The organism is Leptospira tipperaryensis (assembly GCF_001729245.1).
Classification (GTDB): domain Bacteria; phylum Spirochaetota; class Leptospiria; order Leptospirales; family Leptospiraceae; genus Leptospira; species Leptospira tipperaryensis.
The window spans coordinates 3,331,978-3,352,500 of record NZ_CP015217.1 but is presented as its reverse complement, the minus strand read 5'-3'; the positions used below and the strand labels follow the sequence as shown (position 1 = coordinate 3,352,500).

Sequence of the window (20,523 nt, the reverse complement as noted above, 5' to 3'; positions counted from 1 at the left end):
TTATTGGATGGTTTTCCGAGAACCGTGGAACAAGCGGACGCTCTCGATTCTCTTTTAAAAAGTGAAGGAAAGTCGATCGATAAAGCGATCAATCTTCAGGTTCCGGATTCGGAACTTTTGAAGAGGCTTTTAAGTCGTGCGGAAATCGAAGGCCGCGCTGACGACAATGAAGCGACGATCAAGAATCGTCTGGACAATTATAACAAGAAGACTCTTCCTCTTCTGGACTACTACGCGGCACAAAAGAAACTATCTCAAGTGAACGGAGTCGGGTCCCTGGAAGAGGTGACTTCTTTGATTCAAAAGGAGCTAGCTTAATCAGTGGCAAAGGAAGAAGCGATCACAGTCGATGGCACCGTACTTGAGCCCCTGCCCAACGCGATGTTCCGTGTAGAATTGGAAAATGGTCATAAAGTTTTGGCACATATTTCCGGAAAGATGAGAATGCACTATATCCGGATTTTACCGGGTGATAAAGTTACGGTAGAACTCTCCCCTTACGACCTTTCTAAGGGAAGAATTACTTACCGCAAAAAGTAGGAATTGTTATGAAAGTAAGAACATCAGTTAAGAAAATCTGCTCTAGCTGCAAGGTTATCAGAAGAAAAGGTGTAATCCGCGTGATCTGCACCAATCCGAAACACAAACAAAGGCAAGCATAAGAAATATGGCGCGTATTGCAGGTATTGACCTTCCAAGAGAAAAAAGAGTTGTTATAGGATTAACCTATATCTTCGGGATCGGAAATTCCTTATCGAGAGGAATTCTGAAAAAAGCCGGAGTAGACGAAAAGATTCGCGTAAAGGACCTTAACGAGGCTCAAGAAGCGGCGATTCGTAAGGCGATTGAAGAAAGTGCAAAAGTGGAAGGGGACCTGCGCTCCGAAATCCAATTGAACATCAAACGTTTGATGGACATTGGATGCTACAGAGGACTCAGACATAGAAGAGGTCTTCCGGTAAATGGTCAAAGAACCAGAACCAATGCCAGAACCAGAAAGGGCGGCAAGAAGACTGTAGCGAATAAGAAAAAGGTAACTAAGTAATCATGGCTGACGATAAGAAAACCAAGAAAGAGAAGAAAGTTAAAAAGAAGGAAAAGAAAGTTGTTCCTCGCGGTAAAGTTTATATCACCGCTTCCTTCAATAACACGATCGTAACGATCACCGATATGGCCGGGAATACAATCTCTTGGTCCACTTCCGGTGCAATGGGATTTCGTGGATCCAAAAAATCCACTCCGTATGCGGCTCAGATCGCAGCGGGAAATGCGGCCGAAAAAGCTATGGATGCCGCTGGACTTCAAGAAGTAGATGTAATGGTTTCCGGACCCGGCATTGGCCGCGAGTCTGCGATTCGTTCTTTGGTTGCCAGAGGATTGAACATTAAGATGATTAAGGATGTTACTCCATTGCCTCACAATGGATGCCGTCCACGTAAGAGAAGAAGGGTCTAAGGTAGTTTAAGATGGCAAGATATAGAGGTCCTGTTGTAAAAATCATGAGAAGGGAGGGAGTTGATCTCTTCCTGAAGTCGAGCTATACTTTTAATAAAGATAAATTCCACCGCAAAGGGCCTCCTGGTATGCCTACTAAGCGGAAAGGAAAAGTGTCGGAATACGGCGCTCAGCTTCGCGAAAAACAAAAACTCAAAAGAGCTTACGGTCTTTTAGAAAAACAATTCCGTAGATATTATGAAGAAGCTTCTCACGCTCACGGTGTGACCGGTGAAATTCTTTTACAACTTCTGGAAAGAAGATTGGATAACGTTTTGTATCGCCTTGGTTTCGCGGTAACTCGTCGCCAAGCGAGAAACTTCATCGCTCACAGACATATTCTTGTGAACGGAGATAGAGTGGATATTCCTTCCTACAGACTCAACGTAGGTGATAAAGTGGAAATTCGCGACAAGTTTAAAACTTCTACCTTCATTGCGGATAACATTCGTTTATCTCAGTCATTGCAGGGAGTTCCATCTTGGTTATCGGCAGATTACACAAACTTTGGCGGGGACGTAACGGCATTGCCTGAGCGCCACCATATCGATCTACCGGTTAAAGAACAGGTAATCGTAGAGCTTTACTCTAAATAAAATCTGATAGAAGGGTCTCAAATTGTCTCTCAAAAGCTTACTTAAAGGATTTAAACGTCCTAAGAAGATAGAATTCAACACGGAAGCGAACACCCCGAATTACGGGAAGTTCGTTGCAGAGCCTTTTGAAAGGGGTTTTGCCACAACTATCGGTAACTCTCTCAGAAGGACCCTTATGTCCTCGATCGAGGGAGCTGCGATTTCCGCGATTCGTATCGAAGGGGTGAATCACGAATTCTCCTTTATCGAAGGCGTTGCGGAAGACGTAACCAGAATTATTCTCAACCTGAAACAAGTTCGTATTAAATACGAGCCGGAAGAAAAGGATCAGAGTAAAATCATTCACCTGGAACTAAAAGGTGCCGGATATTTCAGAGCAGGGGATCTCGCTGTAGATTCTTCCATAGAAATTATGAATCCGGATCTTCACATCGCGACTCTCAATGAAGATGCAAATCTCATCATGGATTTGGAAATTCAAAGAGGAAGAGGATACGTTCCTGCGGAAGAAAAGAAAAAAGACATCGAAGTCCTCGGAACGATTCCTGTGGATTCTATTTTTTCTCCCGTGCAGAAAGTAGTTTTCGAAGTTTCTGAAACTCGTGTTGCTCAGAGATCCGATTACGAAAAATTGACTCTGGAAGTCTGGACTGACGGATCCGTTTCTCCCGACGACGCTGTTGCTCAAGCGGCGAAAATCTTAAAAGAGCACCTTACAGTATTTATCAATTTCGAAGAAGAACTGGAAGAAGAAGACGACGAACTGGATGAAGCTGATGAAAAACTCAAAGCTTCCTTGTCTAAACATGTGGAAGAATTGGAACTGTCTGTTCGTTCTCTCAATGTGCTGAGAAGTCTGGAAATCGATTTTATCGGAGACCTCGTAAAGAGATCGGAAGAAGAAATGTCGAAATCCAAACACTACAGCGACCAGTGTCTGCAAGAGTTGAAAACAAAACTTTCCACTCTCGGTCTCTCTTTCGGAATGAGGGATTTCTAAAATGAACAAAAGAAATAAAGTAAAACATTTAAACCGTAATAAAGGTCACAGAGACGCACTGATCAATAACATGATCACAAGTCTTTTTAAGTATGAAAGAATCGAATCTACTCAAGCAAAATTGAAAGTGATTCGTTCTCATGCTGAGAAATTGATTACAAGAGCTAAGAAGAATCTTGCAGTAGATCTAAAACCAGAGATTCAACTTCACAACAAGCGCGAAGTTATGAAAAGAATCAAAGACCGTGAAGTCGTTGTAAAACTTTTCGAAGATATCGCGAAACGTTTTGAAACTACGAACGGCGGATATACTCGTGTTCTGAAACTTGTAAACAGAGCTTCTGACAATTCCGAAGTAGGGATTTTAGAACTTACTTCCAGAAAAGACAGAGCTTCTCTCTTGAAAGAAAGAGAAGAAAAACGCGAAACTCAGGCTACAGTAAGAGAAGAGAAAAGAGCTGCGAGAAAATCGGGCGCAACTCCTGCTCCTACTAAGAAAGAAGCGGCTCCTAAAAAAGAAAAAGAAACCAAAAAGAAAAAGTAATTCGATTCCAACGGATTGGATTGCCGATCTCTTTTTAGGATTAAAAACCCGGGTTTCTCGGGTTTTTTTATGCCCACTTCGAAGGTTTGATTTTACTTTGAAAGGGCTCAATTGTTGCAGATCCTAGTTTTTTAGAAAATTCACGATGAGTGCCCGATTGCACAAGGTTCTAATTTCCTATTGCCTTACTACCAAACCCAAAGTCATAAAAAAACTTCTTGGAATTGAACTTTAAATCGTTCTCCAAACAGAATCAAGAAAACTTGTATTGGAAATTTTTCCTACGAACCCCTGATTTTAATTCAGTTCTTTTTCACGAAGAAAAAACGTCCTAGACTATAAAAAACGTTCAACATGTTTAAAAATCGGTTGTTGGTTTTTGTAGATGAGCTTTTACTCATGATAGAAAGCCAAACTTTCGAGTTTTTAGGGGAAATAAATTTGTTTTTCGAATTCAAAAAGGACGCTCCGAGCATTCAGCCAACTCGATTTAAACTTTCCGTTTTATCTTCGATAATTCTTCTTTTATCCTTCCAAATTTCTTGTATGGAAGCCAAGAAGTTCAGCTTCGATTCGAGTAATCCGGCAGGGCTTTTTCTCCAAATTGCAGTTCCGAATGCGATTTCGGCAGCGTCGGGAAGCGCTTCTTCTACCTTTCAAGCGAGTGCGGATATTCATTCCGTCAATCTCAGCTGGTCTTCAACGGCAACCGGTCCTACTTATAAAATCTATTCCTCCACAACTTCTTCTGTCACGGTCGGATCTCCGGAGATTACCGGAAGCGCTTCAGGAATCACCGGAAGTAGTTTTACACATTCCGGCCTAGGAGGCGGGGAAACACACTACTATCTTTTGGAAGTAATCCAGACAGACGGGACGAAGTCTTATTCTAAAATTACGCAAGCTACTACGTATTATCTTCCTTCAGATGTAGCGAGTCTTCTTATTTGGCTGAGCGCAGATTCCGGTATTACAAAAGATACATCCAATAAGATCACAACATGGGTGGATCGGGTTGGGGGAACTCCATTCAACAATACTTATGTCAATCAAGAACCCTACTGGCTTCCGAATTATAAAAATAACAGACCTTTTGTTAAAACGAGTAACCCAGAAACGAGATTTTTCACCGGACCCGCACTTTCCATTGCGGGGAGTTCCTACACAATCATCTACGTTTTAGATCAAGTTCCCGGTTCCGTTTCCAGCGAAGGGATCCTACATCTTTCCGGTCCGAATTCTTTAGTTCTAAAATTCCAGAGCAATCAGTTCAGCGTATTTGGAGCCGGGGTGACCTTTCAGAGCAATGCGTATGCGACGGATGTTACTCATATTCTAACTATGCAATTCTCAGGAAGCTCTACGACGATGTATCGTAACGGTGCGCTGGAAAAAACAACTTCCGACGTTTTTCCCGCGACCGGAAATACCACGACCTATCTTGGAGTTTATTTCGGAGGCGCTGGCTTTGAAGGAAGAATCGGGGAAACTCTGATTTACAATCAAGGACTGAGCACAACGGATCGTATCAAGACGGAATGTTATCTAAGCTTTAAGTATAATATCGCCGTTCCTCACGTTTGTAATTAAATTCTTTTTCAAGGTATTCTTCTTTGAGGAAGTCTTGGGATGAGCATATCTACGTTTTCGATGTGCTTATCTTCTTATCGATTGAATATGTAAACCGCGCCCGAGTTGGGTTTTTCTTCATTCCAATTTCCTAATATTCCTTGCGTGATTGTGTTTTGCCCGCAGTCTTCCTGCGGCGCCCCCGCGATCACTGTGTCGCCTGAAATCGCCACGCTGTTTCCAAACCAATCTCCGGATTGTACATTTGCGGCTTTGATATACGATTCTTGTGTCCAAGTAGTTCCGGTCCGCTTGTATATGTAAGTCGCTCCGGATTCCGGCAAGGAATTATCCGTACTCGCAGTCGTTCCGTTTATAATTTTATCTTCGTTTCCGTATTCCCAATACGTTCCTACGGCGATACTATTTCCCGAAAGAGAAATTGAATAACCGAATAGACTTACTGATACGGGGTTAGAGGGAGTAATCGCTTGTTCTTGTGTCCAAGTCGTTCCGGTTCTTGTGTAGACGTACACGGCGCCTTCCGAAGCGCCGGTGGCTCCTGCGGCGATCGTGTCTCCGTCCATTGTTAGGCTATAACCGAGTTGATATCCGGCGGGAGCTGTATCCGGTTTTAAATAGGCTTCTTGTGCCCAGTTGGTTCCGGTGCGTTTGTAGACGTAAACCGCTCCCGCAGACCACGCGGTATTATTTGCACTAGACCCGGCCCCATTGGTGATCGTAATTTGATTGCTCGCTTCTCCGGTTGCGCCAACCGCAATCGTTTCTCCGTAAACTGTCACGCTACTTCCGAATAAATCTCCCGCCTCCGCGTTAGACGCCTTTAAATAAGCTTCTTGTGTCCAAGTAGTTCCGGTTCGTTTATAGACGTATACGGCTCCGGCGCTTCCGGCAGAATTGTCCGCGCTGGCGGAATTTCCATTCGTAATCGTGACTTGATTGCTCGCTTCCATGATCGCGCCGACTACGATCGTGTCGCCGTTAATGGCCACACTGTATCCGAATAAATCTCCGGCTTCCGCGTTAGGCGCCTTTAGATAAGCTTCTTCAGTCCAAGTGGTTCCGGTTCTGCGGTAAACATAAACTGCACCGGCGGCCCCCGCCGAGTTGTCCGGACTCGCTGTGCCCCCATTTGTGATCGTAATTTGATTGCTACTCTCGAGATAAGCGCCTACCACGATCGTGTCTCCTGATATTGCAAGGCTGTATCCGAACCAATCTCCAGTTTCTGCGTTAGACCCCTTTAAATAAGCTTCTTGTACCCAGACTCCGTTTGTTCGTTTGTAGACGTAAACCGCTCCTGAGCCGTCGGCGCTATTATCGGAACTCCCGCTTGCACCGTTTGTGATCGATGTTTGATTGCTGCTTTCCAGATAAGCCCCGACTACCATTGTATCGCCATCGATCGCTACCGTATTCCCGAAATAATCTGCGATGTCCACGTTGGACGCTTTTACGTAGGCGGCGTTTCCCCATTGAGAAGACGTAGGCGATAAGATCAAAGTGGTAGTTGCAGAATTTCCGAAATTACTCGCGGTGATTGTAAATTCTGTGGAACTAATGACTTCGACTGGAGTTCCCGATATAAAACCCGTTTTCGGATCGATTGCGAGACCTTGCGGCAGAGCCGGAGATACCGAATAATTTGTCGGAGTCCCTTGAATGGAAGGTCGTAAGGTCGGGATCGATACATACTTCGCATACTGATAGGTTGATATGGAATATTTGAGATTGGAAATCGGTGGATCCGTCGTGACGAAAAAGTTGAGTAAAAGTTGTTGTTCTTCTCCGCCGTTGAGGCAATTGATGAAGGAAGTATTAGAAAGGAATATTAGAAAAACGGAAATAATCTTTCTGCTCGTGAAATTCTTAAAAACGAATTTGCCCTGATCGTATAAAATACCGATCTTAGCGATTGTCATCTTCTGAAAATTATCTCTGGAATACATACGCGGCTCCGGCTCTAAACGCGGAATCGTCAGCGCTCGCCGCGCTTCCGTTTGTGATCGTGCTTTGACTGCTACATTCCTGCGCGGCTCCGACTACGATCTTATTCGCGTTAAGCGCCACGCTCCAACCGAACAGATCCGAGCTTCCCGGATTCGGAGCTTTTAGATACGATTCTGCATTCCAACCCGTAGATTTGCGGAATACATACGCGGCTCCGGATTGAGGCATTTTTTCATTCCAATGACCTAAACTTCCGTTCGTGATCGTTGATTGATTGGAAGATTCGTTTATCGCTCCCGCGACGATAAGATCGCCGTCGATGGCGACGCTCGAACCGAATTGATCTCCGCTTTGAACGTTTTTAGTTTTTAAGAATGCGCTCTGAACCCAAGTGACACCGCTTCTTTCGAACACATAAACTGCGCCGGCGCTGCCGACAGAATTATCGGAACTCGCGGTAGAATCGTTTGATACATCGTTTTGGTTGCTATCTTCAAAAGGAGCGCCGATCGCTATCGTGTCGCCGGAGATTGATAATTTTTTTCCAAATTGATCGTTAGAATCCAAGTTGGATGCCTTGAGAAAGGCTTCTTGAATCCATAGAGCTCCCGACTTTCGGAATACATAAGCTGCCCCCGAGTTGGACTTTGTATTATCTGCGCTTGCAGTAGCCCCGTTGACCGTTCCAGATAAACTGCTTTCCTGAGGTGCGCCCACGACGATCGTGCTGCCCGATATCGCGACGGTGGAGCCGAAATAATCGTTATTATCCGGATTCGGAGATTTGAGATATGCTTCCGGCGACCAACTAACACCGCTTCTTCGAAATACGTAAGCGGCTCCGGAATCTGTTTTAGAATTGTTCGAACTTGCAGTAGTTCCGTTTGTGATAGAGTTTTGATTGCTATCTTCCCATTGAGCTCCGACTACGATAACATCTCCGTCGATCGCAACTCCGGAACCGAATTGGTCTCCGGATTCAAAGTTAGGCGCTTTTAAAAGAGCTTCTTGAGCCCAAGTGGAAGTGATACTATCGAATACGAATACATAAGCTGATCCCGAACCGCCGGTGGCTCCGACTACGATTGTATTTCCTGAAATCGCAACGCTCCAACCGAATCGACTGTTATTACTTGTGTTGGAAGCTTTTAGATAGGATTCTAAAACCCAGTTACCTGAAATTTTTCGATAAACATAGGCAGCTCCCGAATCCATAGCGGCGGTGTTCATACTCGCGGCGCTCGGAGTTGAACTATTTGTAATACCGATCTGGCTACTGCTCTCTCGATGAGCTCCGACCACCATAGTATCTCCGTAAATGGCGATACTATTTCCAAAGAGGGCTCCGCCAAATCCTACGTTATTCGCCTTTATATAGGCTTCGTTTTGCCAACCCGCGACGGAAACGGAGGAAGGAGCACTGGAAAAATCGATTCCGCCTGTGGTAGAATCCGCAGGCCCCGGCCCCTGGCCGGTAAGTAGAAGAAGGTCGTAATTATTCTTTGGTTCGTATTGGCAATAGGAGGAAAGAATCAGGAGAATCCAAAAACAAACAAAATGAAATAGTTGAGAAAGAAAGATTTTTCCTTTAACGCGTAATTTTGGATTCTTTTGGTTTCTCATAGATTTGCAAAACGGAAACTTGCCTTGGACTCTTTTTCTGAGATAATCTATCTCAAAAAGAAGGGCAAGTCACCGCTTGTTATAAATCAGAAATCTTAGTTATTAATCGCGCAATCGTTGATTTTGTGTTAGTCGCTTTTGCGATTCTAACTATAAAAGGATTCGGTTGAAATGAGAGGAGTTAAGAATGGAATCCGTTGATTCTGTGCTTGATTACTATTTTATTCAAAATGTATATTCTTTTCTGAATATGTGAATTTTTGAATGAATGAAGATTGGAAAGGCGGGCTAAGAGGAGCTGGGATAGTTTCGTGGAATTCTAGTTTAGATCCGAATTAAAATTCCGTTAAGACATTTTTCAAGAATGGAATTGAGAGAGTCTCTGTGAATTAAGAAGGTGCTTCCTCCGACTTCGTCCAAGGTCTCCACAACGTTCGTATCGATCTGAATGCGAGAACTCCCCGTCGGAAAACGAATCGAATCGACATAATTTGTTTCTAAATCGTTTTCAATAGATCGAAGTATGTAGACGGCTTTTCGATTTTTCCAATAAAGATAAAAATAAGAATCGAATATTCCGGAAATATAAAAGACCTGGCTTCCTTTTCCCCGATTTTTTGTGATCAGCTTTAGGGATTTTGTAAGAATGTCTATATTCGGGTATTTTAATGTATTTAATTCCGGCTCGGGAGTTTGAGGATCGTTCTTTGAAAAAGAGTTTGAGATCTGCGTGCAATGAAAAGAAAAAAGAATCAAGATCGAAACGAACGTGAAAATTCTTCTTCGCAATCGATTTTATCCTTCTGACAGAGGAAAAAAACCCTAAGCTTCGTCTCACACGGAGCTTAGGGTTTGATTCTTAAACTCTAGCGAGTCTGCCTTCCATCATTTCGATGATCTCGCTCATGTTCTTTTTGTTGATCACGATTTCGTATGCAGCCGCGAGAACGGGAGTTTCCGGTGTGATCTTCATCAGATTCGGCATTACTTTGAGTCCATAGAAGCCGTTAGACATTCTTTCGGAGGGAGATCCGTAGGCGATATCGTATCCGGTCTTTCTGTCCTTCGCGTCGGTTCCAAAACAAGAGAGCATAAAGTCAGTCAATCCGGAGAGCCCCTGAAACGTTTCCGGTTGTCCGCCCATCTTCGTTCCGATTTCAGTCATCTCCGTAAAGAAACGATTGGAAAGATGAAAGAGGGAATTGTCTACGTTTCCACCAAGAGTCTGCGTAAAGTATCCTTCTACGATTCCCATCGCAAGCGCGTAGATGGTTTTGAGAGCTCCACCTAACTGAACCCCTTTGATATCTGTTGGAATTTTCGCGGGTCTTGGAAAGATATAACCCGTTGTAAAAAGTTTTTGAACTCTTGGAATCAAAGACGCGTTAGACGCAGCGATCTCAAATCCGGAAATCTTTCTTTCCATGATCTGATCCGGATAACAAGCTCCTGCGATCACGCCCAATCGATCGTCTTCCAAACCGAATGCGGTCTGGACCTCGTCCAAGATCAAACCCGTGCTCGTAAAACCTTTGACTACGTTGAAAAACGGAGCCTTGTTCTTGTTGAGAAAGGGTTGGATCTCGGGATAAACGTTGATCAATTCCCAAGGGTTTGTTCCTTGAATAAAAAGAGTGGCGGTCTTCATAACTTCGGGATCGGAAGTGAAGATTAAATTCGGCGGAAGTTTGTAGAGAGGATAGTATTTTAGTTCTCTTCTTTCCGTGTTGCATTGTTCCGTATATGTTTGATCCGGATGATAGAGATAGACCAAGACGTCTTTGTTCGCGAGTAGGGTCGCGACCGCGATCGACATGCTGCTCGCTCCGATCACAACGATTTTCTCTTCCGGTTCTTTCGGAACCTTGATAAGAATATTCTTTCCCGTAACGTCGCCTTTGTAGAGATTTCGATACGTTCCGTGTTGGTGTTTGTTTAAGTTGGATCCGACCAAAAGGGCTAAGTTGTCGATGAGGAATTGTTTTTTGTCTCCGTGTTCCGGGAACTGAAGTTGTTCCACGTTCTTCGGAAAAGTTTCCATGTGTTTTCTGGAAAGTTCTCCGACTAACACCGGTTTACCGATGACGAGTTTTCCGTTTACCTGATTGAACAACAAGCTTGTGGTTGGAAGAATCTTGTCAGTCTTTTCCAAGGAGATCGGAATGATGACCTTGTTTGCAACGTAGTGATAGACGGTTTCGACAAAAGGCATCAGCCTTCCGTCTCTCGAACGAGTTCCTTCCGGGAAGATCGCGACGATCTTTCCTTCGGACTGAAGTTTTTGAGAATGGCGAAACGCTCTCATGTTGATCTTAGTCATCACGTCCGAAAGACTTGGGTTATCCGCCATGTCTCTTTTGGAACAAACCAAAAGAGTTCCAAACATATAAAGTCCGAGACGAGTGAAGTCCGGTTCGTAGGCGAGTCTTCCCGCGATAAAAACGAGTTGTTCCGCGATCGATTTTCCTTCGGGAGAACAGTTATAAAGCTGATGAAAGATTGCGGGCGCGTCTAAGTGCGAAAGGTGATTTGAGATGAGAGTGATCGGATATTTTCCGAGAAGGGGTTGGACCAATTTGAGATTGTCCACACCTTCCACCGTAAACTGTTTCATGATCGGAGAAAGAAACTCCATCATAAACTCTCTGGATCTCTGTTCCGGAGAAGTATAAACCCCGACCGTTTCGAGAAGATGCGGTTCTTTGAATACGTCCATTACCGGAGGCATTGGAGTCACGGAGGACAAATATAAAAACTTCTGAAGAATCTTCTTGGCTTCGTCTTCCGTCATTCCGGAACGTTTGAACAAGTGAATGTTTTCGAAAAATTCTTTCTGCCATTTCCCAACGCTGGATTCTTTCTCAGCCATCAATCTTACTCCTGATACTTCGATATAAATTCGTTTTCATCCGGTGTGTTCCAGATGGAAGCCGGGTTGTTCGCATTCCGATATGATCTTTGAAAGAGAATCGGGGTCTTAAAGTCGTTTTCGGTTTACTCCGACCGAAAAGAAATTTCCGAGTCGGAATCGGATTCTTGCTAATTCCAGGTGTAAACCCTGGAACGCCTTTTAGAAGGACTTGCCCAAATCGTCGATAGAAATCGGAAGATGGAGAGAATCCGCTGAATCGGATGATAATCATCTGTTTGGAATGGGAATTGTCATTCTATTTTTTTAAAAAGGTTTGAAATCTGACGTCTCGGTTTTGAACTGTATATTGGAACTTGAAGTCTTCCAAAACATGAATCAAAAACTCCCAGAACCCAGCCAGAAAAAATGGATCCCGGACGGGTTTCACTTCCTTGGTCCAGAAGACAGCAAAGACAGACGCATCTTACTCGAGACCGTCTCCGGTGTTCTTAAAAAAAAAGGCTATTCCGAAGTATTCTTACCCGCATTTGATTACAGCTCGACCTTTCTTCAGACGGTCTCAGCTCCCGATTCTTCTTCTCTCTTTCGAATCCGAGATCTTTCCGGAAACGAAATCTCACCGAGCATCGATTTAACGGTGCAAGCCGTAAAGGGGATGGCCGGTTTCTCGCACCAGAAGGAAAACCAGAACATCTTCTACGTGGGAAGAATTTTTAGAGAAACCGCCAAAGGGAGCGTATCGCGAAAAGAAGTTTTGCAGATCGGCGCGGAATCGATCGGAGCCTCGGGCAAAGAAAACACACTTCGGATTTTGGAAGAATTGGACGAGATCATTTCTCTTCTTCCTCTCGAGAATGAACTGACGCTCGTGCTCGGTAACGTTAACCTCTTTCATTCCATCGTTCAGGAATATTCTCTTACCCAGAGCGAGATAGAAATTCTTTCCACTTTGTTATATCAGAAAAACGTAAACGAGATCGAAAGAATTTTCGGAGTAAAGAAGAATCATTCCAATCTCATCCGTTTGTTAAACGCACTCGTTCTCAACTTCAGTCTGGATTCTTTGAAGAATTCTTTAAATCTGGATTCTCTTTCCGAAAATCTTAAAAAAAGTCTCGGGGTCGTTCTGGAAGAGACGTCTTGGCTTTTAAAAGCTTGGGATTCTAAAAAGAGAAAGATCGATCTTTGTATCGACTTTTCCCTTTTGAGAGATTTGAATTATTATACAGGATTTGTCTTTCAAGGTTATCTGCAAGGTTCTCCGGATCCGGTTCTTACCGGAGGAGCCTACGATCATCTCTACGAAATGTTTTCCGGAGTTCAGAAGAACGCAAGCGGTTACGCACTCGTGGTGAATACGTTAGAGGCATCCTTAAAATCCCCTCTTTCCGATCTCAGATCATGAAACGAAATTTTACCAACCAGCAATTTGAGGAAAAACTATGCCCGCATCGTTAGTAGTAGGAACCCAATGGGGTGATGAAGGAAAAGCGAAAGTTATCGACTTTCTCTCCAAGGACACGGACATCATCGTTCGTTATCAGGGCGGTGCGAACGCCGGTCATACCGTGGTCGTTCACGGGAAGAAGTATGTGTTTCATTTGGTTCCTTCCGGAGTGATCTACGACCAGACGATCTGTGTGATCGGAAACGGAGTCGTTTTGGATCCTCTTTTCTTTATAGAAGAATGTGATCGTCTTCAGAAGGAAGGTTTTCCTGTTTATGACAAACTTTTGTTAAGCGACGCTTGTCATCTTTTGTTTCCGTATCATTCTCAGATCGATTCCGCGAGAGAAACCACTCTCAGCCAGGAACACAAGATCGGGACCACAAAAAAAGGGATCGGAGTCTGTTACGCCGATAAGATGATGAGAACGGGTTTGAGGGTAGGGGATCTTTTAGACGATTCTTATCAATCCCGTCTCAAACATCTCGTGGAAGAAAAAAATCGCGAGTTGGACAAACTCTACGGAATGCCTCCCGTTTCCTACAGCGAAATCAACGAAGGTCTGAAATTCTTTCTTTCCAAAGTAAAGAAGAACATTATAAATACTGCATATTACCTCGACAACGAACTGAAAAGAGGAAAAAGAATTCTTCTGGAAGGCGCACAAGGAACCGGTCTGGACGTGGATTTCGGGACTTATCCTTACGTTACGAGTTCCAATCCTACGACCGGAGGGGCTCTGATCGGAACCGGAATTTCTTTCCAACATCTCAAACACGTGATCGGAATTACAAAAGCTTATACTACGAGAGTGGGAGAAGGTCCTTTTCCAACCGAGTTGTTGGGAGAACCCGGAGAAGCGCTTCGTCAGAAGGGCGGAGAATTCGGCGCTACGACGGGACGTCCGAGACGTTGTGGTTGGTTTGATGCGGAGATGTTAAAACATTCGGTTCGGATCAATGGGATTACTTCGATCGCTTTGACAAAGATCGATATTCTTTCCGATTATGATTCGATTCCAGTCGCGGTCGGTTATAAGCTCAATGGAAAAACTCTGGATTGTTTTCCTTCTCAGTGTTTGGAAAAAGTAGAAGTTGTCTATGAAGAGTTTCCGGGTTGGAAGACCGACATTTCCGGAATCAGTGAGTTTCAAAAACTTCCCGAGAAATGTAAGGATTATATTTCCACTTTGGAAAAACTGATCGGGGTGAAAATCAATCTCGTATCAACGGGTCCGGATCGTAAGGACACGATTCATGGGGATTCTTTTTAAAGAATCGGAGTATTTTTTCAGCGTTTTTGATTGACCCAAGACACTCGAAAAATATCGTGTATTTCGTAACGCTTCGAGTCGTTAGCTCAGCTGGTAGAGCAATTCCCTTTTAAGGAATGGGTCCGGGGTTCGAATCCCCGACGACTCAAGAGAACGTTCTTATAGGCCGCCATCGTCTAGTGGTTAGGACACAAGATTTTCATTCTTGGAACAGGGGTTCAATTCCCCTTGGCGGTACCACTCTTTCTTTCTTCCCCAATATTCACTTTTGATAAACTGATTTTCCTTCCTCTTTCGTTTTAAAACTATATTCAATTTTGTGAATGTCTCTCGAAGCCGATTTCATATTCTAAGTTCTAACGTGGTCCGATCCTGATAAAGAACCTACCGTTTGATTGACAAAATGGGAGGAAAAAACATCCTTTTGAAATTTGGTAATGAGGTTTGAAAAATAGATGAAAAATATTCTGATTGTGTTTCTGCTGATCGTAACGATGACTTTTTCTTGTTCGGGATTTTATGATTTGGTCGGTTCTAAGACCGTAAAGAGTACAGAGGCTGCGTTCCAGCTTCAGGATGCGGTTTTTATAGGAATGGTAACGATCGTCGGAACTACGAGCAATCGTTTAGGAAGTCTTACGTCCATTTCTTTCATCGATTCGGTCGCGGGAATCGACGCTAAGGATACCTCTGCATTGTATGAAAAGAAAAAAGTAGACGCGTGTGCGGATTCGATTCTTTCTTCGATCGTGTTGACTAGCAATATCGACTCGGGTCTGATCGCGGCTTCTTCCTGTAAGTTGAAAAAGCTTCCTTAAGATCCGATCTTTGCATCTTAATTCTTATTTAAGAGGAAGAATTCAATCGATTCTAGTTTAATTCTTTCTCTAAGAATAAGTACGATTCAATGGAGAGATTTAAGAACTCGAGAGAAGGTTCTTTATTGAATTATACTAAAAGACAAAGGAAGCGAAGTCGGATTTAGAGAATCTTAGGCTTGAGATATCTTTTTATCCTTTCTTTCGAAGACTTTGCAAACGTTTCGAATCTGACAACTCTCACAGAGTTCAAACACATATTTTGATTTGCACTGTCTTAAAATTCCCAAACGACTCAACGCAAAATCTCCTCGCGCCGGATCTTCCGGAAAAATTTTTCGAAAGAAGGCCGTGATTTCTTCCGCCTTTTTCCAATCCGGTGTTTTACGGGAACTGATCTCAAGAACGCTTGCGATTCTTTGAATATGCACATCAAGCGGATAGAGTAGTTCCTCCTGAGAGATGGAATCGTAAATTCCCAGATCAGGGAAATTCTTTCGGACCATCCAACGCAGATACATCGAATATCTTTTGAGGGACGAGGTGTTGAACCCTTGCCCGACTAGGAATTTGTATCCGTAGGAACTCACACCTTTGGAATTTATTTTTTGCGAGATTGCCCTAAATCGAATTTGGAAAGAGAGAATTCTTTGGCGAAGAATTCCTCCGAGTTCAAGAAGTTTTTGTTTTTGTGGGGTGAGGTTGAATTCTCCTTCCCGAGGAAGAAAGAAGAGGGGTTCCAGACTTTGGGTCGGTTCGTTTTGAAGACATTCTTGGAGGGTTCGGAGAAAGAGGAGTATGTCGGCGGATTTTTGAAATCGGTAGGGTTTGAGTTCTTTTCGAATGAAAGAGAGGTCCTGCGTTAGGAGAAAGGAATGAGGGGAGTTCCCACAAATTGAGAAGAGATGTCTAAGATGGTTCTTGATGGCTTTGACATTTCCATAAGAAAAGAGGGCCGCGATAAAGCCGGCTATTTCCCGGTCTCTAGGATTTGTATAAGAATGTGGGAACTCTATCGGATCACTGGAAAGGAATTCAGGAGATTCGTACTTCTCGAAGATTTTTTCAAGTGTCTTTCTAAGCTTTTGGTCTGCGGGATTGAGATTCAAACTTCTCTTTTTTTCTTAGTTGCTATATAGGTACGGGATTGAAGGTCTCGAGAGACTGCTTTTTCCATAAAAGCGGAAGCTTCCCAGAGAAGACTCGGATCGATTCCTGTGGGAACTCCCGACTTTTCCAAAAAATAAACGAGATCATCGGTCGCTAAATTCCCAGCCGCGCCCTTTGCGTAGGGGCAACCTCCAAGTCCTCCGGAGGAAGAGTCGAAAGAACGGATTCCCATAGAAAATGCTTTCTCTACATTCGCGATCGCCATTCCGTATGTATCGTGGAAATGTCCCGCTAATTTATTGGCCGGAATTTCTTTGAGAAGAAGTTCCAACAATCTTTCGACTTCTGCGGGAACTCCCGTGCCAATCGTTTCTCCGAGAGAAATTTCGTATGCTCCTTGATCCAAAAGAATTTTGGAAACTTCCAAAACTTTTCTAGGATCGATCTTACCCTCGTAAGGACAATCGATCACGGTCGAGACGTAACCGCGAACCCGGATTCCGTCTTGTTGAGCCAGTTTAAAGATTTCTTTAAAGCCTTCGACGGATTCTTCGATCGTTCGATTGATATTCTTTTTTGTAAATGATTCCGACGCGGCGGTGAATACGGCCACTTCTTTATAACCCGCGTTTTTAGCGGCTTCGTATCCTTTTATGTTGGGTGTGAGTGCGGAGAATTGAACGGGTCCGTTCAGATTTAAGAGCGCGGAAAGCTCGGCTGCGTCTGCCAACTGAGGAATGGATTCTTTTTTAACAAAAGAAGTTGCTTCGATGTTTGTCAAACCGGCTCGGACGAGGAGTTGAATATATTCGAATTTATCCTTCGTGGATACCGGGACTTTTTCGTTTTGTAGTCCGTCTCTTGGTCCGACTTCTGTGATCTTGACTTTCATACACTTCTAAACTTCTCTTTCTGATCGAATTGGGCAAGTACTAATAGGATTGTTTTTCATTCCAATTCTTCTAAATTCTTTGACCGGTTGTGAGACCTAAATCCGTGTCTTTCGATTCTTAACGTTCAAAGAACGGAAAAAAGATAGATGTCTTCTCCGCTTTTTAGCCTTTCCAAACGGCTTATAATCAGGGCTGTCCTTATTTATAGTTAGGGATGCGCTTTGATCGTTTGTACGTTAGATTCCTTTTCAGTTATCGATTAGACCGCACATAGAGAGATGTTGTTGGAGGGTTCTATGGAAAATTATACTGTAGCAAGACAACATTTGAAAAAGAGATCTTATGCTAATTATTTTTGCTTACTTATATATTTTTTTACCCTCGGGTGTTTGAATAAAGGACACAAAGCTCCGTTGCTGTTTCAATTCTCTGGCATCGATTTTCCAAAATCGAATCCGACGCAAATACCGGAAACAGGCAAGATCGTCCTAAATTCGGATGCCAGATTCTACGTTAGTTCGAACACGGGTGCGATTAACTTTAAGGACGTGAGTTGGTCCACGAACCTAGATTCATATTATCGATTGCGATTGAACGCGACAAATTGCCAGGATGGAACGGTGATTGGAAGCGGGGCAGTTTCTAAGTCAACCTCCCTAGTAAACCGGATCCATGCGGATGACGGAACCAATCCCCTCTTGGCAGGAGCGAATCGAATTATACTTTGTTTAGAATCTCCCGAAAACGGATCTAATTGGGATAAAGTAGAATTGGATGCAATTCGAGACGACATTCCTCCCACCTCGATCTCATTTACCCCGAATACGGGAATTTATGGATTATCGATTCCAAACATCTCTTTGACTTGTTCCGATTTAGGCGGATCCAGTTGTAGCCAAATCGCCTATAGAATCGGCGGTTTGGATCCTGGAATTTTTTCAGACGGAACTCCGGACGCGAATTCCTTTTTATTTACGAATGCATTTCCCGTTTCGGATAACGCGATCTCGACAGTAAAAGCGATCGCAGTAGACGGAGCGGGTAACGTCGGAACCGTGAGCTCTCCGTCGGTTTATACCGTATTTACGGGAAATCCTACGATTACGATCACCTCTCAGAGCGCACAATATTTAAAAAGTTCAACTTCAAGCACAATCAAATGGAAAAGTGATATCGCCGGATCCTTTAGCATAAGAAGAAACAGCAATACTTGTTCCGATGGCACTCAACTTTCTTCCGGGACGGTCACAGCCAATACGCTAAAGACAAGCGGTGTGACTGCGGCTTCGCTTCCGACGGATGGAAGTTATACGATTCGGATCTGCGTCACTTCTTCTTTGACCGGGAACGTAGGAAATACGACCTTTACTTTGGTAAAGGATACTGTAGTTCCTATTATCTCCGCCTCTCCAACAGGGAATAACTTTAATCTTCCAGTCAATCAAAGGTATTTCACATTCACTTTCGATAAGGACATGGATACTTCCACGACCTTAGTTCCGAGTATGGCAATATTTTCCGACCCTACGTTAGTAGGGTCTACGGGTGCAAGCATCAAAGGAACCGCCGGACAGTGGTTGGATTCAAGGACTTACCGATTGGATTTACAGAGTAAGCTTCCGGAACTTTTTTTGTTTCGCCTTTCTGTTGTTGGATTTAAGGATTTTGCGGGAAACGTGCCCGCTTCCAACTCTTTCTTTTTTGCAACGGGAGTGGATTCTTCCCCTTTAAAAGTCGCCGATACAGGGCAGACGGATTGTTCCGATTCAAACGGAGACCCGGCTACTTGTTTCGGATCCGGGCAAGATGGTGAGATCGTAAACGCAAGCTCAGGATTGACTTTACCCTTTGCTATGAATGCGTCTTATCCGAGCGATATCGTATCCGTTGATACAATTACCGGTAGAGTTTGGAAAACCTGTATCGAAGGATTTTCTTGGGATGGTACGATCTGTGTTCAGGTTTGTCCGCAAGATACAAAATGGGATGGAACGACGTGCGGAACCGTGGGCGGTTACCCGTATAAAGATCAAATATCGTCCTTTGAATGTAATTCATTGAATGCTGCGAACTCAGGGAACGGCTACGCGGGGAAAAAGACCTGGAGAATTCCTTATCTATCAGAATATTATGGTATTCTTAACTACGGAGGCGGGGCGGGGAATGATGCGATTCCCGAGGCTAATTTTCCGGGACTTCTGAGAAATGACTATCAAAGATATTGGACTGGAACTTATACTTTAAGCATCAATGCAAATACTGTGACTGGAACGATCGATTCTTTATCCAGCGGGCCCGGGGATCCGATGAATCCACCAAGCTATTATTCCCAGGGGGCATGGGCGATTTCCGTTTTCGGAGGTGTTACACAGCCAGGTCCGGATAAACTGAATTATATTTCGAATTACGTGGCCCAGAGATATTATTATACAAGTCTGTGTCTCGCGGACTAAAGGAGAATTTTTATGAAAAAAATTATCATTTTAGTTTTTTTAATTCTGATTCATTTTCGCCCTTCTACGTTGTCTGCGATCGGTGGTCCGTATGTTGATAACGGAGACGGTACAGTAAAGGACACGTTAAACGGGCTTTATTGGCAGAAATGTTCCTTTGGACAAGCTTCCTTGGATTGTTCCGGAGTCGCTACGATCATGGATTGGAACTCCGCGCTCTTTTCTTGTCAAAATTTGAATCTGGCGGGAAGAATCTGGAGGGTGCCTAACGTGAAAGAGATAGTGAGTCTTTTGGACTATCGAAAGACGACTTACCCGATCATCGATGTTTCATTTTTTCAAAATACGATCGGAGGATATTATTGGAGTTCGACGAGCGGAATCTCGACGGGATCCAGTCCGGATTCTACCGTGGCTAATGATTTTAATTCGGATCCTTCCTCCTACGTGGCGACACCTGCTTCCACCAGAAGGGCTTATTCGATTCCAAGATCGACAAAATATCGGGCGATGGCTTATATCGCGGATTACAGAATGGGAGGCACGATCGAGTTTCCAAAGGCGAATAACGCATATCTTCGCTGTGTTTCCGGGCCGTAAGATCGGTTCGAGACTTGCGATAGAATATTAACAGAAATGATTTTTGGATTGGTTGACCAGGTTCATCCTTTCGAAGTTTTCATTCTTCTCACTTTTAGAAAAAGAATGCCGAAACTCCCAGTGATACTTGGTTTTGATCCGAATACAAATTCGTTTCATAAAACTGGAAGTTTAAACCAAAAAAGGGATTCCGCAACTTCTCATTCTCTTCCAAATGGAAAGCTCATTATAGGGGACGATCTTCCAACTAGTCTTCGAAA

General features: G+C 43.7%; 20 protein-coding genes and 2 tRNA genes (1 of these 22 only partly in view). 16 read left to right on the top strand and 6 right to left on the bottom strand.

The annotated features are described in order from the left end of the window. The 9 genes from A0128_RS15680 to A0128_RS15645 all read left to right on the top strand — a co-directional run. Positions 1 to 318, top strand: the 3' portion of a protein-coding gene (locus A0128_RS15680; protein WP_083244149.1) for an adenylate kinase. 246 nt of this gene lie to the left of the window's left edge; the window shows 318 of its 564 coding nt (coding positions 247-564); the start codon falls outside the window, past its left edge; its stop codon occupies positions 316 to 318. Positions 319 to 321: 3 nt separating this feature from the next. Then, entirely contained in the window at positions 322 to 540 is a 219-nt protein-coding gene (infA, locus tag A0128_RS15675; RefSeq protein ID WP_001040194.1) for a translation initiation factor IF-1, read from the top strand. 8 nt (positions 541 to 548) lie between these two features. After that, positions 549 to 662, top strand: a complete 114-nt coding sequence (gene rpmJ / locus A0128_RS21895) for a 50S ribosomal protein L36 (RefSeq protein WP_000868428.1) — start codon at positions 549 to 551, stop codon at positions 660 to 662. A 5-nt stretch (positions 663 to 667) separates the two neighbouring features. After that, positions 668 to 1,045 carry a 30S ribosomal protein S13 gene (rpsM, locus tag A0128_RS15670; protein ID WP_069608367.1) on the top strand — a complete coding sequence of 126 codons (378 nt, stop codon included), beginning with the start codon at positions 668 to 670 and terminating at the stop codon, positions 1,043 to 1,045. A 2-nt stretch (positions 1,046 to 1,047) separates the two neighbouring features. Beyond that, positions 1,048 to 1,455: a 30S ribosomal protein S11 gene (rpsK, locus tag A0128_RS15665; protein WP_069608366.1), complete on the top strand. Its 408-nt coding sequence runs from the start codon at positions 1,048 to 1,050 to the stop codon at positions 1,453 to 1,455. 11 nt (positions 1,456 to 1,466) lie between these two features. Continuing rightward, positions 1,467 to 2,090: a 30S ribosomal protein S4 gene (gene rpsD / locus A0128_RS15660; protein ID WP_069608365.1), complete on the top strand. Its 624-nt coding sequence runs from the start codon at positions 1,467 to 1,469 to the stop codon at positions 2,088 to 2,090. A gap of 22 nt (positions 2,091 to 2,112) precedes the next feature. Next, complete coding sequence (locus A0128_RS15655) at positions 2,113 to 3,090, top strand: DNA-directed RNA polymerase subunit alpha (protein WP_069608364.1); 978 nt, start codon at positions 2,113 to 2,115, stop codon at positions 3,088 to 3,090. Position 3,091: 1 nt separating this feature from the next. Beyond that, positions 3,092 to 3,634 carry a 50S ribosomal protein L17 gene (gene rplQ, locus A0128_RS15650; RefSeq protein WP_069608363.1) on the top strand — a complete coding sequence of 181 codons (543 nt, stop codon included), beginning with the start codon at positions 3,092 to 3,094 and terminating at the stop codon, positions 3,632 to 3,634. Between the two features lie 546 nt (positions 3,635 to 4,180). Further along, on the top strand, positions 4,181 to 5,224 hold the full coding sequence (locus tag A0128_RS15645; RefSeq protein ID WP_162274113.1) for a LamG domain-containing protein: 1,044 nt from the start codon (positions 4,181 to 4,183) through the stop codon (positions 5,222 to 5,224). 74 nt (positions 5,225 to 5,298) lie between these two features. Here A0128_RS15645 and A0128_RS15640 read toward each other — a convergent pair whose 3' ends face one another. From A0128_RS15640 to A0128_RS15625, 4 genes are all read right to left on the bottom strand, one after another. Then, positions 5,299 to 7,173 (bottom strand): putative Ig domain-containing protein, encoded by a 1,875-nt coding sequence (locus A0128_RS15640; protein ID WP_069608361.1) that lies wholly within the window; start codon positions 7,171 to 7,173, stop codon positions 5,299 to 5,301. After that, entirely contained in the window at positions 7,157 to 8,797 is a 1,641-nt protein-coding gene (locus tag A0128_RS15635; RefSeq protein WP_069608360.1) for an FG-GAP repeat protein, read from the bottom strand. Before A0128_RS15635 ends, A0128_RS15640 begins: the two co-directional genes overlap by 17 nt. Before the next feature lie 324 nt (positions 8,798 to 9,121). Then, positions 9,122 to 9,586 carry a hypothetical protein gene (locus tag A0128_RS15630; protein ID WP_069608359.1) on the bottom strand — a complete coding sequence of 155 codons (465 nt, stop codon included), beginning with the start codon at positions 9,584 to 9,586 and terminating at the stop codon, positions 9,122 to 9,124. Positions 9,587 to 9,656: 70 nt separating this feature from the next. Continuing rightward, a complete protein-coding gene (locus A0128_RS15625) occupies positions 9,657 to 11,666 on the bottom strand; it encodes a 1-acyl-sn-glycerol-3-phosphate acyltransferase (RefSeq protein ID WP_069608358.1) in 2,010 nt (669 codons plus the stop codon). A 373-nt stretch (positions 11,667 to 12,039) separates the two neighbouring features. On the opposite strand from A0128_RS15625, the gene A0128_RS15620 reads away from it, so the two are divergent. The 5 genes from A0128_RS15620 (at position 12,040) to A0128_RS15600 (ending at position 15,207) form a co-directional block, all read left to right on the top strand. Next, a complete protein-coding gene (locus tag A0128_RS15620; RefSeq protein ID WP_069609344.1) occupies positions 12,040 to 13,074 on the top strand; it encodes an ATP phosphoribosyltransferase regulatory subunit in 1,035 nt (344 codons plus the stop codon). A 37-nt stretch (positions 13,075 to 13,111) separates the two neighbouring features. Continuing rightward, positions 13,112 to 14,389, top strand: coding sequence for an adenylosuccinate synthase (locus A0128_RS15615; RefSeq protein WP_069608357.1), 1,278 nt, complete (start codon positions 13,112 to 13,114; stop codon positions 14,387 to 14,389). 75 nt (positions 14,390 to 14,464) lie between these two features. Beyond that, positions 14,465 to 14,537 (top strand) — tRNA-Lys (locus A0128_RS15610). 17 nt (positions 14,538 to 14,554) lie between these two features. Beyond that, positions 14,555 to 14,629, top strand: a tRNA-Glu gene (locus A0128_RS15605). 215 nt (positions 14,630 to 14,844) lie between these two features. Further along, on the top strand, positions 14,845 to 15,207 hold the full coding sequence (locus A0128_RS15600; protein ID WP_069608356.1) for a TIGR04452 family lipoprotein: 363 nt from the start codon (positions 14,845 to 14,847) through the stop codon (positions 15,205 to 15,207). 173 nt (positions 15,208 to 15,380) lie between these two features. On the opposite strand, the gene A0128_RS15595 is transcribed toward A0128_RS15600, so the two are convergent. After that, positions 15,381 to 16,316 carry a TIGR02757 family protein gene (locus A0128_RS15595; protein WP_069608355.1) on the bottom strand — a complete coding sequence of 312 codons (936 nt, stop codon included), beginning with the start codon at positions 16,314 to 16,316 and terminating at the stop codon, positions 15,381 to 15,383. Continuing rightward, entirely contained in the window at positions 16,313 to 17,209 is an 897-nt protein-coding gene (locus tag A0128_RS15590; protein ID WP_069608354.1) for a hydroxymethylglutaryl-CoA lyase, read from the bottom strand. The genes A0128_RS15595 and A0128_RS15590 overlap by 4 nt, the downstream gene beginning before the upstream one ends. Before the next feature lie 390 nt (positions 17,210 to 17,599). On the opposite strand from A0128_RS15590, the gene A0128_RS15585 reads away from it, so the two are divergent. Together A0128_RS15585 and A0128_RS15580 are read left to right on the top strand one after the other, a co-directional pair. Continuing rightward, positions 17,600 to 19,663 carry a hypothetical protein gene (locus tag A0128_RS15585; RefSeq protein ID WP_162274112.1) on the top strand — a complete coding sequence of 688 codons (2,064 nt, stop codon included), beginning with the start codon at positions 17,600 to 17,602 and terminating at the stop codon, positions 19,661 to 19,663. Positions 19,664 to 19,675: 12 nt separating this feature from the next. Continuing rightward, positions 19,676 to 20,263, top strand: coding sequence for an Lcl C-terminal domain-containing protein (locus tag A0128_RS15580; RefSeq protein ID WP_069608352.1), 588 nt, complete (start codon positions 19,676 to 19,678; stop codon positions 20,261 to 20,263). Positions 20,264 to 20,523: the final 260 nt, after the last annotated feature.

Excerpts from the sequence above, each read along its gene's own strand:
- A0128_RS15600 (WP_069608356.1), top strand. The coding sequence starts at position 14,845 with ATGAAAAATATTCTGATTGTGTTTCTGCTGATCGTAACGATGACTTTT.
- A0128_RS15620 (WP_069609344.1), top strand. The coding sequence starts at position 12,040 with ATGAATCAAAAACTCCCAGAACCCAGCCAGAAAAAATGGATCCCGGAC.
- A0128_RS15640 (WP_069608361.1), bottom strand. The coding sequence starts at position 7,173 with ATGTATTCCAGAGATAATTTTCAGAAGATGACAATCGCTAAGATCGGT.
- A0128_RS15615 (WP_069608357.1), top strand. The coding sequence starts at position 13,112 with ATGCCCGCATCGTTAGTAGTAGGAACCCAATGGGGTGATGAAGGAAAA.
- rpsD (WP_069608365.1), top strand. The coding sequence starts at position 1,467 with ATGGCAAGATATAGAGGTCCTGTTGTAAAAATCATGAGAAGGGAGGGA.
- rplQ (WP_069608363.1), top strand. The coding sequence starts at position 3,092 with ATGAACAAAAGAAATAAAGTAAAACATTTAAACCGTAATAAAGGTCAC.
- rpsK (WP_069608366.1), top strand. The coding sequence starts at position 1,048 with ATGGCTGACGATAAGAAAACCAAGAAAGAGAAGAAAGTTAAAAAGAAG.
- A0128_RS15625 (WP_069608358.1), bottom strand. The coding sequence starts at position 11,666 with ATGGCTGAGAAAGAATCCAGCGTTGGGAAATGGCAGAAAGAATTTTTC.
- A0128_RS15590 (WP_069608354.1), bottom strand. The coding sequence starts at position 17,209 with ATGAAAGTCAAGATCACAGAAGTCGGACCAAGAGACGGACTACAAAAC.
- A0128_RS15635 (WP_069608360.1), bottom strand. The coding sequence starts at position 8,797 with ATGAGAAACCAAAAGAATCCAAAATTACGCGTTAAAGGAAAAATCTTT.
- rpsM (WP_069608367.1), top strand. The coding sequence starts at position 668 with ATGGCGCGTATTGCAGGTATTGACCTTCCAAGAGAAAAAAGAGTTGTT.
- A0128_RS15645 (WP_162274113.1), top strand. The coding sequence starts at position 4,181 with ATGGAAGCCAAGAAGTTCAGCTTCGATTCGAGTAATCCGGCAGGGCTT.
- A0128_RS15580 (WP_069608352.1), top strand. The coding sequence starts at position 19,676 with ATGAAAAAAATTATCATTTTAGTTTTTTTAATTCTGATTCATTTTCGC.
- rpmJ (WP_000868428.1), top strand. The coding sequence starts at position 549 with ATGAAAGTAAGAACATCAGTTAAGAAAATCTGCTCTAGCTGCAAGGTT.